Source organism: Pseudomonas sp. I8001, assembly GCF_013385345.1.
Classification (GTDB): Bacteria; Pseudomonadota; Gammaproteobacteria; order Pseudomonadales; family Pseudomonadaceae; genus Aquipseudomonas.
Map to the genome: position 1 here is coordinate 93,422 of NZ_JACAQC010000059.1, position 18,725 is coordinate 112,146.

General features: G+C 61.7%; 21 protein-coding genes. 13 read left to right on the top strand and 8 right to left on the bottom strand.

Annotated features, from left to right (window positions below):
• Positions 1–159 precede the first annotated feature (159 nt).
• Positions 160–363 (top strand): ParD-like family protein, encoded by a 204-nt coding sequence (locus HX839_RS29200; RefSeq protein WP_003215288.1) that lies wholly within the window; start codon positions 160–162, stop codon positions 361–363.
• The gene (gene map / locus HX839_RS29205; protein WP_177019825.1) at positions 360–1,115 is read left to right on the top strand and encodes a type I methionyl aminopeptidase; all 756 of its coding nucleotides are present in this window, start codon (positions 360–362) and stop codon (positions 1,113–1,115) included. Before HX839_RS29200 ends, map begins: the two co-directional genes overlap by 4 nt.
• A 135-nt stretch (positions 1,116–1,250) precedes the next feature.
• Here the strand turns inward: map and HX839_RS29210 are convergent, their stop codons facing one another.
• On the bottom strand, positions 1,251–2,192 hold the full coding sequence (locus tag HX839_RS29210) for a magnesium transporter CorA family protein (protein WP_177035602.1): 942 nt from the start codon (positions 2,190–2,192) through the stop codon (positions 1,251–1,253).
• Positions 2,193–2,198: 6 nt separating this feature from the next.
• Entirely contained in the window at positions 2,199–3,785 is a 1,587-nt protein-coding gene (locus HX839_RS29215) for a RimK family protein (RefSeq protein ID WP_003215278.1), read from the bottom strand.
• A gap of 94 nt (positions 3,786–3,879) precedes the next feature.
• On the opposite strand from HX839_RS29215, the gene HX839_RS29220 reads away from it, so the two are divergent.
• Positions 3,880–4,980: a GNAT family N-acetyltransferase/peptidase C39 family protein gene (locus tag HX839_RS29220; protein ID WP_003215276.1), complete on the top strand. Its 1,101-nt coding sequence runs from the start codon at positions 3,880–3,882 to the stop codon at positions 4,978–4,980.
• Here HX839_RS29220 and sfnG read toward each other — a convergent pair.
• Positions 4,964–6,055, bottom strand: a complete 1,092-nt coding sequence (gene sfnG / locus HX839_RS29225; protein WP_177068083.1) for a dimethylsulfone monooxygenase SfnG — start codon at positions 6,053–6,055, stop codon at positions 4,964–4,966. The genes HX839_RS29220 and sfnG overlap by 17 nt on opposite strands.
• Before the next feature lie 263 nt (positions 6,056–6,318).
• Here sfnG and HX839_RS29230 point away from each other — a divergent pair, with 263 nt between their 5' ends.
• Positions 6,319–7,554, top strand: coding sequence for an acyl-CoA dehydrogenase family protein (locus HX839_RS29230; protein ID WP_177009426.1), 1,236 nt, complete (start codon positions 6,319–6,321; stop codon positions 7,552–7,554).
• Here HX839_RS29230 and HX839_RS29235 read toward each other — a convergent pair.
• Together HX839_RS29235 and HX839_RS29240 are read right to left on the bottom strand one after the other, a co-directional pair.
• Complete coding sequence (locus tag HX839_RS29235) at positions 7,551–8,336, bottom strand: sulfite exporter TauE/SafE family protein (protein ID WP_008430805.1); 786 nt, start codon at positions 8,334–8,336, stop codon at positions 7,551–7,553. The two genes, HX839_RS29230 and HX839_RS29235, sit on opposite strands and share 4 nt — an antisense overlap.
• A gap of 82 nt (positions 8,337–8,418) precedes the next feature.
• Positions 8,419–9,198 carry a class I SAM-dependent methyltransferase gene (locus tag HX839_RS29240; protein ID WP_003215268.1) on the bottom strand — a complete coding sequence of 260 codons (780 nt, stop codon included), beginning with the start codon at positions 9,196–9,198 and terminating at the stop codon, positions 8,419–8,421.
• A gap of 137 nt (positions 9,199–9,335) precedes the next feature.
• Here HX839_RS29240 and HX839_RS29245 point away from each other — a divergent pair, with 137 nt between their 5' ends.
• The 5 genes from HX839_RS29245 (at position 9,336) to HX839_RS29265 (ending at position 13,145) form a co-directional block, all read left to right on the top strand.
• Positions 9,336–9,857, top strand: coding sequence for a DUF3455 domain-containing protein (locus tag HX839_RS29245; RefSeq protein ID WP_003215266.1), 522 nt, complete (start codon positions 9,336–9,338; stop codon positions 9,855–9,857).
• A 70-nt stretch (positions 9,858–9,927) separates the two neighbouring features.
• The gene (locus HX839_RS29250) at positions 9,928–10,455 is read left to right on the top strand and encodes a sigma-70 family RNA polymerase sigma factor (RefSeq protein WP_177068084.1); all 528 of its coding nucleotides are present in this window, start codon (positions 9,928–9,930) and stop codon (positions 10,453–10,455) included.
• The gene (locus HX839_RS29255; RefSeq protein WP_003215263.1) at positions 10,452–11,135 is read left to right on the top strand and encodes an anti-sigma factor domain-containing protein; all 684 of its coding nucleotides are present in this window, start codon (positions 10,452–10,454) and stop codon (positions 11,133–11,135) included. Before HX839_RS29250 ends, HX839_RS29255 begins: the two co-directional genes overlap by 4 nt.
• Positions 11,136–11,249: 114 nt before the next feature.
• A complete protein-coding gene (locus tag HX839_RS29260) occupies positions 11,250–12,503 on the top strand; it encodes a chloride channel protein (protein WP_087692701.1) in 1,254 nt (417 codons plus the stop codon).
• Between the two features lie 87 nt (positions 12,504–12,590).
• Positions 12,591–13,145, top strand: a complete 555-nt coding sequence (locus HX839_RS29265) for a UPF0149 family protein (RefSeq protein ID WP_177068085.1) — start codon at positions 12,591–12,593, stop codon at positions 13,143–13,145.
• Positions 13,146–13,280: 135 nt separating this feature from the next.
• On the opposite strand, the gene HX839_RS29270 is transcribed toward HX839_RS29265, so the two are convergent.
• Positions 13,281–13,910 carry a lytic polysaccharide monooxygenase auxiliary activity family 9 protein gene (locus HX839_RS29270; protein ID WP_102369181.1) on the bottom strand — a complete coding sequence of 210 codons (630 nt, stop codon included), beginning with the start codon at positions 13,908–13,910 and terminating at the stop codon, positions 13,281–13,283.
• Positions 13,911–14,122: 212 nt separating this feature from the next.
• Positions 14,123–14,476, bottom strand: coding sequence for a DUF1428 domain-containing protein (locus tag HX839_RS29275; RefSeq protein WP_177019822.1), 354 nt, complete (start codon positions 14,474–14,476; stop codon positions 14,123–14,125).
• A 174-nt stretch (positions 14,477–14,650) separates the two neighbouring features.
• Here HX839_RS29275 and HX839_RS29280 point away from each other — a divergent pair, with 174 nt between their 5' ends.
• Positions 14,651–15,451: an isocitrate lyase/phosphoenolpyruvate mutase family protein gene (locus HX839_RS29280; protein WP_177068086.1), complete on the top strand. Its 801-nt coding sequence runs from the start codon at positions 14,651–14,653 to the stop codon at positions 15,449–15,451.
• On the opposite strand, the gene HX839_RS29285 is transcribed toward HX839_RS29280, so the two are convergent.
• Positions 15,448–16,347, bottom strand: a complete 900-nt coding sequence (locus HX839_RS29285; protein WP_003215249.1) for a LysR family transcriptional regulator — start codon at positions 16,345–16,347, stop codon at positions 15,448–15,450. The two genes, HX839_RS29280 and HX839_RS29285, sit on opposite strands and share 4 nt — an antisense overlap.
• Before the next feature lie 114 nt (positions 16,348–16,461).
• On the opposite strand from HX839_RS29285, the gene HX839_RS29290 reads away from it, so the two are divergent.
• Genes HX839_RS29290 through HX839_RS29300 form a run of 3 tightly spaced genes read left to right on the top strand, consistent with a single transcriptional unit; the run spans position 16,462 to position 18,658 of the window.
• Positions 16,462–17,361: an NAD-dependent epimerase/dehydratase family protein gene (locus tag HX839_RS29290; protein ID WP_008430823.1), complete on the top strand. Its 900-nt coding sequence runs from the start codon at positions 16,462–16,464 to the stop codon at positions 17,359–17,361.
• Positions 17,358–18,188 carry an SDR family NAD(P)-dependent oxidoreductase gene (locus HX839_RS29295; protein ID WP_032898621.1) on the top strand — a complete coding sequence of 277 codons (831 nt, stop codon included), beginning with the start codon at positions 17,358–17,360 and terminating at the stop codon, positions 18,186–18,188. The genes HX839_RS29290 and HX839_RS29295 overlap by 4 nt, the downstream gene beginning before the upstream one ends.
• A gap of 11 nt (positions 18,189–18,199) precedes the next feature.
• Positions 18,200–18,658: a nuclear transport factor 2 family protein gene (locus HX839_RS29300; protein WP_102605861.1), complete on the top strand. Its 459-nt coding sequence runs from the start codon at positions 18,200–18,202 to the stop codon at positions 18,656–18,658.
• The last annotated feature ends 67 nt before the right edge of the window (positions 18,659–18,725 follow it).

Below are 18,725 nucleotides of genomic sequence, written 5' to 3' on the forward strand. Positions count from 1 at the left end.
GAATGGCGGTAATAATGCTTGGCTGGCAACGAAAGGTTTGAAATGTCATGAATCAAAATTAACCGGCGCCATCCGGCAAGTCAATGGCGAAACGCCAGGCTTTACGCGAAGCATACGAAACGTATACGCTTTGTATATCAACCCTGCACAGTGAAGCTTATGGGCATCGTCAAGATCACCGACCAATTGCACGAACAACTCCGTCTGGCCAGCGCCACCATGGACCGTTCCATCAACGCCCAGGCCGAGTTCTGGATCAAGATCGGCCTGCTCGCCGAGCTCAATCCGCACCTGGCCTATAACGACCTGATCAACAAGCTGTTGCTGGACAAACCCGACCTGATCCGGGGGCGCAGCGAATGATCAAGACCACCGAACAACTTGCCGTGATGCGCGAATCCGGCCGCCTGTTGGCCCAGGTGTTTACCATGCTCGACGGTTTTGTCGCCGCCGGCCAGTCGACCCTGGAGATCGACAGCGCGGTGGAAGCCTTCATCCGCAATAACCTGCAATCGCGGCCGGCGAGCCTGGGCCAGTACGACTACCCCTTCTGCATCAATACCTCGATCAACGAGGTGGTGTGCCATGGCATGCCCAGCGCCAAGGCCGTGCTCAAGGACGGCGACATCGTCAACATCGACATCACCCTGGAGAAAGGCGGCTATATCGCCGACTCCAGCAAGATGTACATGATCGGCAATGTCTCGCCCAAGGCCCGGCGCCTGGTGGAAATGACCTTTGAAGCGATGTGGGCCGGCATCCGCCAGGTCAAGCCCGGCGCACGCCTGGGGGATATCGGCTACGCCATCCAGAACCATGCCCAGAGCAACGGCTACAGCGTGGTGCGTGAATATTGCGGGCATGGCATTGGCCGCGAGATGCACGAGGACCCGCAGGTCCTGCACTTCGGCCGCCCCGGTACCGGGCTCGAACTGCGTGAAGGCATGGTGTTTACCATTGAGCCGATGCTCAACCAGGGCAGCGCCAAGGTGCGCAGCTTGAAGGATGGCTGGACGGTGGTGACGCGGGACAACAGCTTGTCGGCGCAGTGGGAACATACGGTGGCGGTGACGCGGGATGGGTTTGAGGTGCTGACGTTGCAGCCGGACGTCTGAATGGCGCACATCCCCTGTGGGAGCGGGCTTGCTCGCGAAAGCGGTGTGACAGTCGCCATCTACAGTGACTGATCCACCGCTTTCGCGAGCAAGCCCGCTCCCACATTTAGACCTCAGTGATATTCAGGATTTTAGTCATACTGCCTTGTCGCCACTCCCCGCAATCCGCTTCAACCCCAGCACCATCAACCCCGCCCCGAGTCCCATCGCGGCCATGAACAACGGGTACGAAATCCACCACGGCGTGCCCGCCGTCATCATGCTGAATTCCGACATCCCGCCCACGCTGGCGATCAGGTTCAACGGCAGGAACACCACGTTGATCAGCGTCAGCTTGCGCAGCAGGTTGTTCATGCTGTTGTTCATCAGGTTGCCCCGGGCGTCGATCAGCCCGGAGAACACGTTGGAGTAAATCTCCGCCTGCTTGTAGCACTGGTTGTTCTCGATAATCAGGTCATCGATCAGGCCCAGTGTTTCAGCGCTGAAATGTTCCTTTTCCCCATGGTTGCGCAGGCGCGTCAGCACCGCGCCGTTGCTGTGCAGGGCGTTGATGTAATAGATCAGGCTTTCGCTGAGGTTGAACATCTGCATCAGGTGGCGATTGCTCATCGATGCATTGAACTGCTGCTGCAGTTCCCGGGCGACCATCTTGATCACCTTGAGGTGGCCCAGGTAGTGATGGATGTTGTTGAGCAGCAAGTCCAGCAACACATCCAGCGGCGTGCGCAATGGCCGGCGCGCACCCAGCCCGGAGAGCTGGCTGTCGTCGGTGGCGATCACCAGGAGTTGTTCCCCGGAAAACAGCAGGCCGCAGGACGATACTTCAAACACCAGGTTGCCGCCGCCCGAATAGTTCTCCGGGCGCTTCCAGATCAGGAACAGGTTATCGGGGTGGAACTCGATGCGCGACACTTCGTCCGGGTCCAGCGCCGAAGCCAGGGCGTGTTCATCGAGCTTGTAGCAGTCGCGCAGGTACTTGCGCTCGTGGGGGTCAGGATTGCTGAACAGCAAGACATCCCCGCCGTCCCCCAGGCTGTTGTACAACTTGCCATCGGTTAATTCAAAGCGCTGGATCATCGCGCGTCACCACACCTGGCCTTGACGCTTCAACTCCAGGCGTCGCACGAACTCTTCCAGTACCAGGGAATACAAGTCGTCTTGCAGGTAGGCATCTTCGATGCCGGCGTCCATGTTGGGGTTGTCGTTGACCTCGATTACCACCACCTTGTCGCCGGACTGCTTGAGGTCGACGCCGTACAGGCCGTCGCCGATCAGGTTGGCGGTTTTTACCGCCAGTTCCACCACCGCCTTGGGGGCTTCGTGAACCGCCAGGGTGCGGCACTCGCCGTTGATGTCCTGGCCGATGGCCTTGTGGTTGTAGATCTGCCAATGCCCCTTGGACATGAAGTACTGGCAGGCAAAGATCGGTTTGCGGTTGAGGACGCCGATGCGCCAGTCGTACTCGGTGTAGAAAAATTCCTGGGCCAGCAGCAACACGGAATGCTCGAACAGTTCGGCGGTGGCGGTCAGCAGCGCTTGCTGGCTTTCGACCTTGATCACGCCGCGGGAGAAACACCCGTCGGGGATCTTCAGCACCAGCGGGAAGCCGAGGCGCTCACCCACCCTTTCGAAATCTTCGGGTCGCTCCTTGTAGAGAATTTCGGTGGCGGGCATGCCCAGTTGATGGCTTTTCAGCAGGTCCGTGAGGTAGACCTTGTTGGTACAGCGCAGGATCGAGGCCGGGTCGTCCATCACCACCAGCCCTTCGCTTTCGGCCTTTTTCGCGAAGCGGTAGGTGTGGTTGTCGACGCTGGTGGTCTCGCGGATCAGCAGGGCGTCGTATTCGGCCAGGCGGGCGTAGTCCTTGCGTTCGATCAGTTCCACGTCGATGCCGAGCCCCTTGCCGACCCGGACGAAATTTTCCAGGGCGCGGGCGTTGGACGGCGGCAGTTGTTCCTGCGGGTCGTGCAGGATCGCCAGGTCATAGCGGGCCAGACGGCGGGAGCGCGGTTGACGCCAGATCTTGCGGCTGAAGTTGTCCAGGGCATTCGCGAATTGGTCTTCCTGGTCATCACGCAACTTGTGCAATACGCCAGACTTGATGCCTTCGATGTGCCAGCCGTTATTCTTGCGAAACTCAACTAACAGGATCGGGCAGGGAAACGCTTCAAACAATTGGCGGGCCAGATCCTGCAAGGGTTCAATATTGGTCCGACCAAAGTAAAGTGTCAGGGTAAAGCCTTCAGTGTTGCTGTAGAGATGATGACTCAAGGCTTTATCGAGGGTTTTATCCAGGTCATCCAGGGCCAGGCCGTACAGGGACTTTTTCGTCAGTTCGCTGATGGTGCGCACCGACGGAATCACCTTGTGCCCCCGCGCCTCGGCCAGCAGCGAGCAGTAATAGCCGTGCCCCAGGTACTTGTAGCTGCGGCACAGGTTGATCACCTGCACGCGCTTGCCCGTCTCGTTTTCCCGGGTTTGCTCAAGGTATTCCTGGGCGGTGACGATGTCTTCGCTGGGGAAGTACGAGGCCCAGTCTTCCTTGCGCTCGACAATGATCACGACTTGACTTGCACTCTTGGGAGGGCTGGAAAAATAACCGTTGGAAGTTATTGTCGCCGCCACTGTTTGCTCGGATACTTCACGCCAATGACCTTGTACCGCTGACATATTGATTGATCCGCTTTAGAGAACTAGACCTTTTCTATTAAGCACGATCTTTTAGAGAAGTCCCGTTTCGTTACGCAACTTTTACGGCGGTCACATGGCTCTTTCCTTTCGCGTTGCAACACCCGATGACGTGCCTGCATTGGTGGCATTGGAACAGCACTGTTTCACCACGGACCGGCTCTCCACCCGCAGCTTCCAGTGGATGGTCAGTCGCGCCCACGGGCAACTGCTGGTGGCAGAAAAACACGGCGAATTGCTGGGCTACGCCCTGGTGTTGTTCCACCGGGGCACCTCCCTGGCGCGCCTGTACTCCATCGCCATCGCCGAGTCTTCCCGGGGCCTGGGCCTGGGCAAACAGCTGCTGACGCGCATCGAAGCCTGTGCGGTGGAGCATGACTGCGCCTACCTGCGCCTGGAAGTGCGTACCGACAACCCCGGCGCCATCGCCCTGTATGAGCGCAACGGCTACCGGCGCTTTGCCCTGGTCAACGACTACTACGAAGACCACGCCCCTGCCCTGCGCCTGGAGAAACGCATCCTCCAGCACCAGGACGCGCGCGCCTTGAGCGTGCCCTATTACCAGCAAACCACCGACTTCACCTGCGGCGCCGCCAGCCTGCTGATGGCCATGGGTGCCCTGGAACCTGCGCGGGTGGCCCAGCGCCGGGAAGAACTGCAGATCTGGCGCGAGGCAACCACCGTGTTCATGACCGCCGGCCATGGCGGCTGCAGCCCCCAGGGTTTGGCGCTGGCCGCCTGGCGCCGGGGCTTTCGCGTGCGCATGCAGGTCAATGTCAGCGGGCCGTTGTTTCTCGACGGGGTGCGTGATCAGCATAAAAAAGACGTCATGCGTTTGGTGCATGACGCCTTCGAGGAAGAGTTGGCCTTGAGCGACGTTGAGCAAGTGCTCGGAGGCCCGCTGGATTTACCCCAGGTGCTGCGCGAAGGCGGCCAGCCGCTGGTGTTGATCAGCAGCTACCGCCTGACCCGCTCCAAGTCGCCCCACTGGGTAATCGTCACCGACTGCGACGAAGACTTCGTGTACCTGCACGACCCGGACGTGGATCACAGCCAGCACCGCCAGCCCATGGACTGCCAGCATCTGCCGGTCAGCCATGGGGAGTTCGAGCGAATGTGCCGGTTCGGCAATAACAAATTGCGGGCAGCGGTGGTGGTGTTCAGGCGACTTGCTTGATCCCGGCCTTGGCTTCCAGTTCGCGCACCAGCGGTAATACACGCTTGCCGAAGTATTCCACTTCTTCCTGAAAGTGCAGGAAGCCGGCCAGTACCAGGTCCACGCCGACCGCCTTCAAGGCGACGATGCGCTCGGCAATCTGCTGCGGGGTGCCGATCAGGTTGGTCTTGAAGCCGTCGTTGTATTGCACCAGATCCTCGAAGGTCGACTTGGCCCAGTTGCCCTCACCTTCCGGTGACGCCTTGCCAGCCTGTTTCGCCGCATCGCCAAACGCGTTGACGGCTTCCGGGTCGGCCTGCTCGATGATTTGCGCGAGCACGGCGCGGGCTTCTTCCTCGGTGTCGCGAGCGATCACAAACGCATTCACACCGACTTTCACCGAATGGTTATTGGCCGCCGCCTTGGCGCGAATGTCATCGACCTGGGCCTTGATGCCTTCCGGGGTATTGCCGTTGGTGAAGTACCAGTCCGACACCCGTGCCGCCATGTCCCGCGCGGCCCGCGAACTGCCACCCTGGAAGATTTCCGGGTGGGGCTCGCCCACTGGCTTGGGCTTGAGGCTGTAGTTGTCGAAGCGGTAGAAATCACCCCGGAAGGTGAAGTTGTCCTGGGTCCAGATGCCTTTCAGGGCGCGGATGAATTCCTCGGAGCGGCGATAACGCTCGTCGTGCTCCAGCCAGTGTTCGCCGATGGCCTGGAACTCGCCCTTGAACCAGCCGCTGACGATATTGACGGCAACGCGGCCGTTGGTGAGTTGGTCGATGGTTGCCAGTTGCTTGGCCGCCAGCGCAGGTTGCCAGGGGCCGGGCAAGATTGCCGCGATCACCTTGAGCTTGGTGGTGGCCGCCAGCAACGCGTGGCTGAACGCGACCGACTCATGCTGGTATTCGGCGCCATAACCGGCGGTGAAACGAATCTGTGTCAGGGCGTATTCAAAGCCGGCTTCTTCAGCCAACTGCGCCAGCTTGCGGTTGTAGTCGATGCCCCAGTGGGTGCGCTGTTCGATCTTGCTGACCACCAGCCCCCCGCTGACGTTGGGCACCCAGTAGGCAAATTTGACGGCTTGCTGACTCATTGGACTGTACCTCGCGGATTGGCATGTACGAGGTGTGGAGCAGCAACTGTGCCAGTGGGCGTGAGAGGCCCGCACTACCGGCCTTCGAGCGCGGAAACAGGCGAAAAGCAGCCTGCTCCGAGCTGTCGTGGATTGCAGCGGTTTGTCGTTTTGCTGTTGCAGGAACAACAGTTGAATCGGCACCCGTCCCGTAAATACGTGCCTTCGCGCCCGGCATGGACCGTGCAATAGCTCACCTATCTCACTGCCCAGGAACCGTCCCCATGACCGAACATCACGTGATCAATCCACTGTCCACCGGCGTCGATTATCACGCCCTGGCCGAACGCTTCCGGCCGATTTTCCAGCGCATCGCCGAGGGTGCCGTAGAGCGCGAACAAACCCGCGCCCTGCCCTACGAGCCGATCCAATGGCTCAAGCAAGCCGGCTTTGGCGCCGTGCGCGTCCCAGTGGAATACGGCGGTGGCGGCGCCTCCCTGCCCCAGCTATTCGAACTGCTGATCGAACTGGCCGAAGCCGACTCCAACGTGCCCCAGGCCCTGCGCGGGCACTTCGCGTTTGCCGAAGACCGCCTGAATGCCGCCCCCGGCGCGGCGCGAGACCTCTGGTTCAAACGCTTTGTCGACGGTGACATCGTGGGCTGCGCCTGGACCGAAATCGGCAGCGTGGCCATCGGCGATGTCGTCACTAAAGTCAGCCCCGACGGCGACAAATGGAAACTCAACGGTGAAAAGTTCTACAGCACCGGCAGCCTGTTTTCCGACTGGATCGACGTCTACGCCCAACGCAGCGACACCGGCGGCGATGTGATTGCCGCCACCCGCACCCGCCAGCCCGGCGTGGTGCAAAGCGATGACTGGGACGGCTTTGGCCAACGCACCACCGGCAGCGGCACCTCGCGTTTTACCGATGCGGTGGTGGAGGCGGAAAACGTCATCGACTTTGCCACGCGCTTCAAATACCAGACTGCGTTCTATCAGTTGGTGCTGCTCGCCACCCTTGCCGGCATCGGCCGCGCGGCCCTCAAGGATGTGGCGCATCAGGTGCGCAGCCGCAAACGGATCTACAGCCATGGCAATGCCGCCCATGTGAGCCAGGACTCGCAGATTCAGCAGGTGGTGGGTGAAGTTGCAGCGCTGGTGTATGCGGCCGAAGCCAGCGCATTGAAAGCCGCAGTTCCAGCTCAGCGGGCTTATGTGGCGCGGTTCGGTGGGGACGATGCCGTGGAGCGCGAAGCCAATGTGGCCGCCGAAATCGAATCAGCCACGGCGCAGGTGGTGGTCTCGGAACTGATCCAGCGCGCCACCACTGAACTGTTCAACGCACTGGGGGCTTCGGATGTGCGCCAGGGCAAAGCCCTCGACCGGCACTGGCGCAACGCCCGCACCGTGTCGTCCCACAACCCGGTGATCTACAAGGCGCGGATTGTCGGCGACTGGGTGATCAACCGCACCGAGCCGCCGTTTGTGTGGCAGATCGGCAATGGGCCGGCGCGTTAAAACGCCAGCTTGAAGCCGATCATCACCAGCATGAACGCCAGGCAAGGACGCAATATCCCGTCCGGGACCTTGCCGGCCATGTGGCTGCCGACATAAATCCCCGGCAGCGAGCCCAGCAATAGGAAGCCCAGCAGGGTCCAGTCCATGTTGCCCATGCTGGCGTGGCCGAGGCCGGCGACCAGGGTCAGCGGCACGGCGTGGGCGATTTCGGTACCCACCAGGCGCTTGGTGGCCAGGAACGGGTACAGGATAAACAGCGCCACCGTGCCCAGGGCACCGGCGCCGATGGAGGTCAGGGCCACCATGGTACCGAGGACAGCGCCGGTGATGATGGTCAGCGCATTAAGGTTGCGCGGCGCCATCTTGTAGTCGTCGCCGGCATGCCGCTGGGCAAAGGCCAACAGCTTGTTCTTGAACAGGATCGCCGTGGCCGTCAGCAGCAAGACCACGCCCAGGGACTGCTTGATCACCGCGTTCAAGGCGGCGGGGTCGGTGTCCAGGCTCTTGAGAAACCACAAGGTCAGCAACACGGCGGGCACGCTGCCCAGGGTCAGCCAGCCGGTGATGGTCCAGTCGATGTTGCGATTCTTGCTGTGAACCAGCACCCCGCCGGACTTGGTGATGGCGGCGTACAACAGGTCGGTGCCCACGGCGGTGGCCGGGTTGATGCCGAACCAGAGCAGGATCGGCGTCATCAACGAGCCCCCGCCTACACCGGTCATTCCCACGATAAATCCAACAATCAGGCCAGCAATCGAGAAACCAAAATTACCTACATCCATTACCACTACCTGCGGCCTTATAAAATTCTGGCCGCAGCATAGCGATTTTTCTTATAACTACTTATATCAAAACGATCTGACTTTATGCCTTTCTGATCAGCCGCTGGCTGCGATAAGCCTGGGTCTGGTACGGAAACGCAACCGTCTCACGGCCGCGCAAGGCCGGATGCGTGTTGATCAGCGACTGCAACTGCTCAGTCACCTGCGCCTTTTCTGCCGGTGGCAATGCGGCGATAAAGCTCACGGAAAGGAAGCGGTCCATGATCACTTCCTGGGGGCTGCCGACATGGCTGTAGGGGAAGCAGGTCATTTCGGGGGCGGAAAAATACTCGCCGGTAAAGGCCTCGCGCCAACGCCCGGTATGAAAGCGCGGTGTGTCGCCCTCGTAGGGCGTGATGATTTCGGTGATGGCCGCGACCCAGTCCACCGACTCATCCCGCACATTCCAGATCAACCCAAGGCGACCGTCCGGCTTGAGCACCCGGTGAATTTCCGCCAGGGCCGCTTCCGTGGAAAACCAATGGAACGCCTGGGCACACACCAGGGCATCAGCGGTGGCCGCCTCCAGGGGGATGGCTTCAGCGGTGCCCGACAGCAGGCGCACCTGGGGCAGCAGTTTGTGCAACTGCGCCCCCATTGCCTCCACCGGCTCCACTGCGATCAACGTCGGCGCCACGGTGCTGAGCAAGCGGGTGAACTTGCCGGTGCCGGCGCCCAGGTCGATGACCGTGGAGTGGGGATTGATCTGCAGGGCGTCGGTGAGCCAACCCGTGAGTTGCCGTGGATAGTCCGGCCGGCCTTGGGCGTACGTGACGGCCTGAGTAGAGAAACCCTGTTGAGCAGACTTGTGAACACCGGTCATCGTCAATCTCTCCTCTGGTAGTGCGGGGGCCCACAGTGTGCGCCCTTGAAGATTTATTTTCTAATCGCTGCATCCGTTTGCGCGTGCCGTGGGTAGTACAGGTAGCAGCGCCTTGCTGCCCTTATGGAGAGACACCGATGAACGCCAAAGCCCTGTTCTGCGTGACCTGCCTGTTCGCCGCTGCACCGACTGCCTTTGCCCAGACCGGTTTACCCGACAGCATCAAGGTGCCGGACGGCCACAAGGTGACCATGGAAACCACCGGAGTCGGCGAAATCACCTACGAATGCCGGGACAAGGCCAATGCTGCCGGCCAGACCGAATGGTTTTTCGTCGGTCCCAAGGCGGTGCTCAATGACCGCAGCGGCCAGCAGGTCGGCAGCTACTTCGGCCCGCCGGCCACCTGGCAGGCCAAGGATGGTTCGAAAGTCACCGGCACCCAGTTGGCCGTGGCGCCGTCCAGCCCTGGCAACCTGCCTTATCAACTGGTCAAGGCCAACCCCGCCGAAGGCAAGGGCGCGATGAGTGGCGTCGCGTATATCCAGCGGGTGGCCCTCAAGGGCGGCGTTGCGCCAGGCACGGAATGCACGGCGGCCAACAAGGGCAAGCAGGAAGTGGTCAAGTACCAGGCCGACTACATCTTCTGGGCGGCCAACTGACCAGATTCGTCTACGCTGCTGCCAAAGCGCCCCGGGCTCACCGCCGGGGCCTCCACCTGGAAACCTGTCTTTGCCTGAAGCCGATTTTGACTATCAAGCCTGCCTGCTGGCCTGCGCCCGTGGCGAACAACCGGCCTTGCGCCGGCTGTATCAACAGGAAAGCAGCCGGCTGCTGGGGGTCGCGTTGCGCATCGTGCGTAACAAGGCGGTGGCCGAAGATATCGTGCATGACGCCTTCATCAAGATCTGGAACGGCGCGGCCAGTTTTGACCCGCACAGAGGCTCGGCCCGCGGCTGGGTATACAGCGTGACCCGGCACCTGGCGCTAAATGCCGTGCGCAGCAATGGACGCGAAGTGCCCCTCAGCGAAGAGCATGAAAGCGCAGCGCCCACCAACACCTTCGACTATCAGGCGCACTCGGGACGAATCTACAGCTGCCTCGAACAACTCGACCCGGCCCGCCGCAACTGCATCCTGCATGCGTATGTAGACGGTTATTCCCACAGCGAAATCGCGCACAAACTCGGCACCCCGCTGGGTACCGTGAAAGCGTGGATCAAACGCAGCCTCGCGGCATTGCGTGAGTGCATGGCATGAACAGCATCGACGAACTGGCCAGCGAATATGTGCTGGGCACCTTGCCCACCGAGCAACGCACCGAGGTGGAACAGCGCCTGGCCACCGATGCCGACTTGCGTGCGGCAGTGGACGCCTGGGAACAGCGCCTGCTGCCACTGACTGAACAGGCCGCCCCGGCAACGCCTTCGGTGTATTTATGGCGACGCATCGAGCGCAGCCTGGGGCATTCAGCCACCCGGGACTCGCCGGTCTCATGGTGGAACAGGCTGGCGTTGTGGCGCGGACTGGCCGGCGCCGGCATCGCGGCGAGCCTGGTATTGGCGACACTGCTGTTGACCCGTACGGCCGCCATCAACCCGACCGCGTATGTGGTGGTGCTGGTAGCCCCGCAAAACCAGGCCCCGGGCTGGGTAATCCAGGCGAGCAATACCCAGGAAATCCAGCTGATTCCCCTGGGCATCATGGAAGTACCGGCAGACAAGACGCTGCAGTTCTGGACCAAGGGCGAAGACTGGCAAGGCCCGGTGTCGCTGGGCTTGGTCAAGCCTGGGCAGACCTTGTCTGTGCCCCTGGACAAACTCCCGCCACTGGCGCCGAACCAGCTCTTTGAGCTGACCCTGGAAAATCCCGGCGGGTCGAAAACCGGCAAGCCGACAGGTCCGATTCAGGCAATTGGCCGGGCCGTTAAAGTAATCTGAACGTAATGCAATGTTGTGGAAGGCCAGTTCGCGCATGTGCATTACATCTCGGGGCTATGGCGTCACCATTGCGCTATAGAATCGGGCTCGGAAACCCGGCTCCCTGGACCCTTCATGCCCTCAAAAACCCGTTCGCTGCTGATTCTCGCACTCGTCGTCATCTTCACCGGCATCGGCGCCGGCCTGGGCGGCATGCTCCTCGCCTTGCTGCTGCACGGCATCCAGCATCTGGCCTACGGCTACAGCCTCGACAGCCTGATCAGCCATGAAACCTTTTTGCTCGGCGTCACCGCCGCCGCGCCCGAACGCCGGGTGCTGGTGCTGATCACCTGTGGCCTGGTGGCCGGTGTGGGTTGGTGGTTGATCTACCGCTATGGCCGGCCACTGGTGAGCATCAAGCAAGCGGTCTCCGCCCAGGCACCGATCATGCCGCCCAAGACCACCCTCGCCCACGCCGTGCTGCAAATCATCACTGTGGCCCTCGGCTCGCCATTGGGCCGTGAAGTGGCGCCACGGGAAGTCGGCGCGCTGGCCGCCACCTGGTTGTCACAACGGGCGCGACTGGCGCCGGACATGCATCGGCTGATCGTCGCCTGCGGTGCGGGCGCCGGGCTGGCGGCGGTGTACAACGTGCCGTTGGGCGGCGCGGTGTTTGTGCTCGAAGTGTTGGTGGGTGTGTTCAGTTGGCCGGCGGCAGTGATTGCGTTGGCCACCTCGGCCATCGGCGCGTCGGTGGCCTGGATTGGCTTGGGCGCAGAGGCGCAATACGTGGTGCCGCACTTTGTGCTCAGCCCTGGTTTGATCGCCTGGGCGCTGGCCTGCGGGCCGGTGTTTGGCCTGGCCGCCTACGGATTCAACCGGCTGACCGGCGCGGCCCGCAGCAACGCCGCCCGTGGCTGGCGGTTGCCGGTACTGTCGTTGATCAACTTCACGATCATCGGGGGCCTGGCGATTTTCCTGCCGCAGATCCTCGGCAACGGCAAGGGCCCGGCGCAACTGGGCTTTGACAATGAGCTGACCATCGGCCTTGCCGCGGTGCTGCTGGTGGTCAAGGTACTGATCACTGCGAGCAGCCTGCGCGCCGGTGCCGAAGGCGGTTTGCTGACCCCGGCGCTGGCCAACGGCGCCCTGCTCGCCATCATCCTCGGCGGCGCCTGGAGCCTGTTGTGGCCCGGCGTGCCGCTGGGGGCGTTCGCGATCATCGGTGCGGCGGCGTTCCTGGCATCGAGCATGAGCATGCCGTTGACGGCAATCGTGCTGGTGGCGGAATTCACCCGCATCGACCATGACTTCCTGGTGCCGATCATTCTCGCGGTGGCAGGTTCGATGTGCATGAGCAAGCTGTGCGTCCTGTGGGAAAAGCGTTGAAGAAGCTGGATTAAAACCCCGACACGCGCCATCCTCCGCGCTTTAAGCCGCCCCATCAGCGGCGTTCCACGCACAAAGGATATGCCCATGCACGACCACCCCCTCGCCCCCGCCGATTTCGAGTTCATCGACGACACCCTGCTCAAGTACGGCGACGACCACTCGGTGCTGAACCTGGCCGAGCTCGACGGTTACTTCACCGCCCTGGTTTCAAGCCCCGCGCAGGTGGAGGTTGCCGAATGGTTTCCCGGTATCTTTGGTGGGCAGAACCCGGATTGGGAAAGCCCGGAAGAAGCTGGCCAGTTCCTTGAACTGTGCGTGCGCCATATGAACGCCATTGCCACGCAACTGGCGACCGACGCCAAGGGTTTCAAGGCACGTTTCGAGGAAACCGAGCATCAGGACCAGCCACTGACCCTGGCGGAAGAATGGTGCTTTGGTTATATCCGTGGCGCCGCTATCGGCAACTGGCCAGAGCTGCCTGCCGAACAGGCCGGGCAACTGGAAAAGATTTCCTGGTGCGCCGAGCAGGACAACTTTGAACTGCCGGCAGACCTGGATGTAAATGCCCATCAGCAACGGGTAGCCGCTATCGAACCGGCCGCCCGTGCGTTGCACGACTACTGGTTGGCCCAGCGCTGAACGCAACACCTGTGGCGAGGGAGCTTGCTCCCGCTGGGGTGCGAAGCGCCCCCGATTTTCAGGGCTGCTCCGCAGCCCAGCGGGAGCAAGCTCCCTCGCCACATTTTTTTGTTTTGCCTCCGGGTTCAGTTGCCGCTAGTTGAAATCGACGTCAAACGCCTGATAGAACGCATTGCCGGTGTTGGCCACGATCCACATCAACACCAGCACATGCCGGCCCTTCTTGCCCTTGGGCAATGTCACCTGATGTTCAACCTTGGCCTTCAGTTCAGCCGAGTGCTGGTAATACGGCACCTGGGTATAGAAGTCCTCGAAGAACGGTTTGGGCTCCAGTTGAGCGCGGCTGATGCGCTGCTTGGGGTCCCAACCGTCCTTGGTGATCAACCAGCGATAGCCACGGGTCACGTGCGCGGCGGTGTAAGCCCACTGCACCTTGAATACCTGGCCGGCTTCAACATTCAACAACGGCCAGTTAAACGGGGTGTTGAGCTTCTTACCCATTTCTTCGTCGGTGAAGTTCACGCAGTCGCGGGCATCGGTCTTGCCGCCGCTGAGGATGTGCCCGTCGGCGGGGGGCGTGACGCTCTGATCGTCAGTTTCGTAAGGTGCCGGAAACGGGCCGGCGTTGAGGGCCGGGAAGTTCTTGCCGCCTTCCATTTCGTTGACTTGCCAGTTTTCCAGCAGGCCACGCTCTACCGCCACCGAGCCACGACTGGCGGGTGTCACGACGCGACCATGCCTGAGTTGAGTCTGGGGTTTGTTCATTTCAGTCACTCCTTGATTGAAGACTTCCCCTCATGGGAAGCGCCTTGAACTTAGCCCACCTCGCCGGGTTGTCTACCCGACGTTTCTGTCAGACAAATCGCGTCAAGTCCTTGTTTTGCAGAGTTTTCGCACTGGTCTTGCACCAGAGTTATCGTCGGTCCTACCCTGCGACAGGCGATCGGACTACAGCCGCCGTCCATGAACGCCTGGCCTCAGGTGTTGAGGATCATCTCAAATCCGCCATAGATCATCCGTTGCCCATCAAACGGCATCGGATTGACGTCTGCCTTCAGGCGCGGGTCTTCCATCACCTTGCTCATCCCGGCGTCACGCACCTGCCGCGACGGCCAGACGATCCAGGAAAACACCACGGTTTCATCCTCCTTGAGCTTGACCGCCATGGGAAACGAGGTCACCTGCCCCTGAGGTACATCATCGCCCCAGCACTCGATGATATTCAGCGCACCATGTTCCTTGAACACCACGGCGGCGGCCTTGGCGTGCTGGATGAATTGTTCGCGGTTTGCGGTGGGCACTGCGATCACACAGCCATCTACGTAAGACATGATCACTCTCCTGATTCGACGGGTTGTTGTGCCTGTAGTCGATCCATCAGGCGCTCAATCGACATCAACGTGGGAAATGTCGACCAGTGGTGTGTTATCGATTGCGATGCCGGGCCGATTCTTGATATGACAGGCGCCTTCAACAACAAAGCCCACTCAAAGGACTGACCCGCCATGACCGCCCACGCTACCGCCTTCCACGCCCTGCACCATGCTCAACTGTTTATCCTGCCCAACGTCGCCGATGCCGGCGGCGCGCGCCTGGTGGCGCAACTGGGCAGCCAGGCCGTCGCCACCAGCAGCGCGGCCGTTGCCTGGACCCACGGCTACAAGGACGGCAATCAGCTGCCGCTGCCGCTGCTGGTCAGCACCGTGCAATCCATCGCCCGGGTGATTGACGTGCCGCTGAGCGTGGACATCGAGGCCGGTTATTCCGACGACCCGGAGCACGTGGGCCGGGTGATCAAGGCGGTGATCGACGCCGGTGCCGTCGGGATTAACATCGAGGACGGTGCCGGCACGCCTGAACTGCTGGCCCGCAAGATCGAAGTCGCCCGTCGTGTGGCGGACAACTGTGGCGTGAAGCTGTTTATCAATGCCCGCAGCGACGTGTATTTGAAAGGATTGGCCCCGGAGCCACAGCGCCTTGAAGAACTCCTCAAGCGCGCCGCGTTGTACCAGGGCGCAGGCGCCGACGGACTGTTTGCCGCCGGCATCCACCTGGAGCACGAAATCCAGCAGCTCTGCCAGGCGACCAACTTGCCAGTCAACGTGCTGGCCTGGGCCGGCCTGCCCGCGCCCGAGACGCTGCAAGCCTTGGGCATACGCCGCCTCACGGCCGGCTCGAGCATCGCCGAATTCCTGTATGGCGCCATGCACAGCCTGGCCGAAGGTTTCCTGCGAACCGGGAAGCTCGATACCCATGAGCTGAAGTCGTTCACCTACGGCGACTTGAATGGCCGCATGCCGGGTTAAGACGTCCCACGTACCAACGGCATATTGGCGACAATAAATTCGATAAACACCCGCAGCTTGGGCGGCACCTGCCGCCCCGACGGCCACAGCAGGTTGAACTGGCCGCCCTCACAGGTGTAATCCCCAAGCACCTCCACCAGATGCCCGGCCGCGAGTGCCTCGCGCACCACGAAGTCGGCCGCATAAGTCAGGCCCTGGCCTTGCACCGCCAGCTCCATGCGTCCTTCCACCGAATTGCAGATCATCGAGCGCGGCAGCTCAAGCTCCAGCGCTCGCTCGTCGCGGCGCATCTGCCAGGCCTGGAGTTTGCCGGAGGCGGGAAAGCGGAAATGGATGCAGCGATGTGCGTGCAGGTCTTCCGGGCAACGCGGCGTTCCGTTCCGAGCCAGATAATCCGGGGAGCCAACGACCAACATTCGATAGGTGCCCAGCGGACGCGCCGACAGCCCGGAATCCTTCGGCACGCCGCTGCGGATCACCGCGTCGAAACCTTCGGCAATCACGTCCGCCAGGCGGTCGTTGAAATCCAGGTCCAGCTGGATCTGCGGGTACAGCGCCTGGAACTCGCCGAACATCGCCAGGAACGGCCGCGCAATCATCGGCAGGCCAACCCGCAGCGGGCCCTGGGGCGCGACAAGGGTTTGCGACAGCTCTTCACCCGCCACTTCCAGCTCCGCCAGTACCCGCCGGCAGCGCTCGACAAACTGCGTGCCCTGGGCCGTGAGGGTGATGCTGCGGGTGCTGCGATGAAACAGCCGCACACCAAACTTTGCTTCCAGCCGGGCGATGCTCTTGCTCACCGCCGACGCCGAGATGCCCAGCGTCCTGCCAGCGCCGACAAAACTGCGGGCTTCAGCTGCCGCGACAAACACGCCGATGGCATTCAGGCTTTCCATACGCTTACCCATTAAGGACTCTGGAGTCCATTCTAAACAGAACTAAGGCCTGTTTTTCCGCTAATTGTTCACGCCTATGGTGGTGGCTCGTTCCCCAGCCACAGGCTTTTTCCCATGAAGATTTTCCTTACCGGTGCCAATGGTTTCGTCGGCGGCAGCGTTGCCCATCACTTGATCGCCCAAGGGCACAGCGTGCGCGGCCTGCTGCGCGACCCGCAGAAAGCCGGCCGCTTGCAGGCCCAGGGCATCACCCCGGTGATCGGCAGCCTGGATGACCGCCAATTACTGATCGACGAAGCACGCCAGGCCGACGCTGTGATTGATGCCGCCAACAGCGACCACGCCGGTGCCGTCGACGCGTTCATCGAGGCGCTGCGTGGCTCGGGCAAACTGCTGATCCACACCAGCGGCTCCAGCATCATCGGAGATGACGCGTTGGGCAATACCTTGTCCGAACACATCTTTGACGAAGACACCCCCTTCATCATCGAGGCCCCCAAGCAAGCCCGCTACGACATTGACCTGCGCATGATGGCTGCCGCCGACCAAGGTATTCGCAGCGTGGTGATCTGCCCGAGCAACATCTATGGCGTGGGCCATGGATTGACCGATCACAGCTTCCAACTGCCGTTCCTGATGGCCCGTGCCCGGGAAACCGGGGTGATGCGTATCGTCGGGGCCGGGGTCAATCGCTGGTCCAACGTGCACATTGATGACGTCGCGCAACTGTTCCTGCTGGCCGTGGAAAAAGCCCCGGCCGGCGCGTTTTACTTTCTGGAAAACGGTGAGGCGTCGTTTATCGATATGGCCGCCGCACTGGCCAAGCGCATGAACCTGGGCGCGGTGCAGTCATGGCCAGCCGAAGAAGCCGAGCAACATTGGGACCCGATGCATGTGCATTACACCTTCGGCACCAATAGCCGGGTCAAGGCCAAGCGCGCTCGCGCCGAGCTGGGTTGGGCGCCGCGTCACGCTTCGATCCTCGACTGGATCGGCAGCGAGATGCCGCTATGAGCCGAGTCTGGATGATTACCGGCAGCGCCGGCGGCCTGGGTGCCGGCATCGCCCGCGCGGCGCTGGTTAACGGCGACCAGGTGGTAGCCACCGACCTTGACCTGGCCCGTCTGGACCAGACCTACAGCAGCGACCAGGTGATGACCGCCGCGCTGGACATCCGCGATGAGCAACAGGCCCAAACGGTGGTGACCGCAGCAGTGGCGCGATTCGGACGCATCGATGTGCTGGTCAATAACGCAGGCTACGGACAGTTCGGGCCATTCGAGGAAGTCGAGCCCGAGGCCATCGAGCGTCAGTTCGCGACCAACGTATTCGGCACCTTCAACGTAACCCGCGCAGTGCTGCCGGTGATGCGCCGCCAGCGCAGCGGGCACCTGGTGATGATGTCGTCCAATGGCGGCTTCAAGGGCGTGCGTGGGGCCTCGATGTATTCGGCGTCGAAGTTTGCGATTGAAGGGTTTTCCGAAGCCCTGGCCGAGGAAGTCGCCGAGTTCGGCATCCGCCTGACGCTGTTGGAGCCCGGGGCGTTTCGTACTGACTTTCTCGACAGCCGCACGCTCAAGCTCGGCACCCGGGCACTTGAGGATTACGCCGAATTTCGCGCCCGCACGCTGGCGGTCTTCGAGGCTCGTAATCACCGGCAAATCGGCGACCCGTACCGACTCGGCCTGGCGGTTGTGCAATTGGCGGCTCTGGCAGCACCGCCGTTGCGCTTCGTCGCTGGCAGCGATGCGCTGAGTGTCGTCGAAGCCAAGCTGGACCAGGTTCGCGCCGATCTTGAACGCTGGCGCTCGCTGTCCACCTCCACCGATTTTCCTCAATAAAGGCCTCTGTCATGACTGACCTCATCACCCGCGTAGAACAGCTGGAAACCCGCTTCGCCCTGGAGCGCCTGATCAGTGAGTACGCCCACGCCTTCGACGCCCGCGACGAAACACTGCTGCGCAGCATCTGGCACGACGACGCACGGCTGGACCTGGGTGCCGCGTTTGGCTGCCATGACGGCGTCGCCGCGATCATAGCTTCCGCCCACCTCAACTGGGCAGCCATGCCGCATATGCATCACTGGATGGCCAACCCGCTGATCGACATCAGCGGCGATACCGCCAGCGCGAGGGTTGCGGTGGATTGCCTGTGCACCCATAACGAACTGGGGCAGGTGCAGATCAGCGGTCTTTATCACGATCGGTTCGAACGCCGGCAAGGGCAATGGGCGTTCAGCGAGCGGCGCTTTGAGCTGCATTTCCTGACACCACTGGCCGCCTGGAAGCCGGTGGCAGGGCTGGAGGCGTAGATCCATGCTCGACAAGGGTGGCGTGTTTGGCCGATTATTCGTGTCCGCCAAACGCCACCCGCCTTGA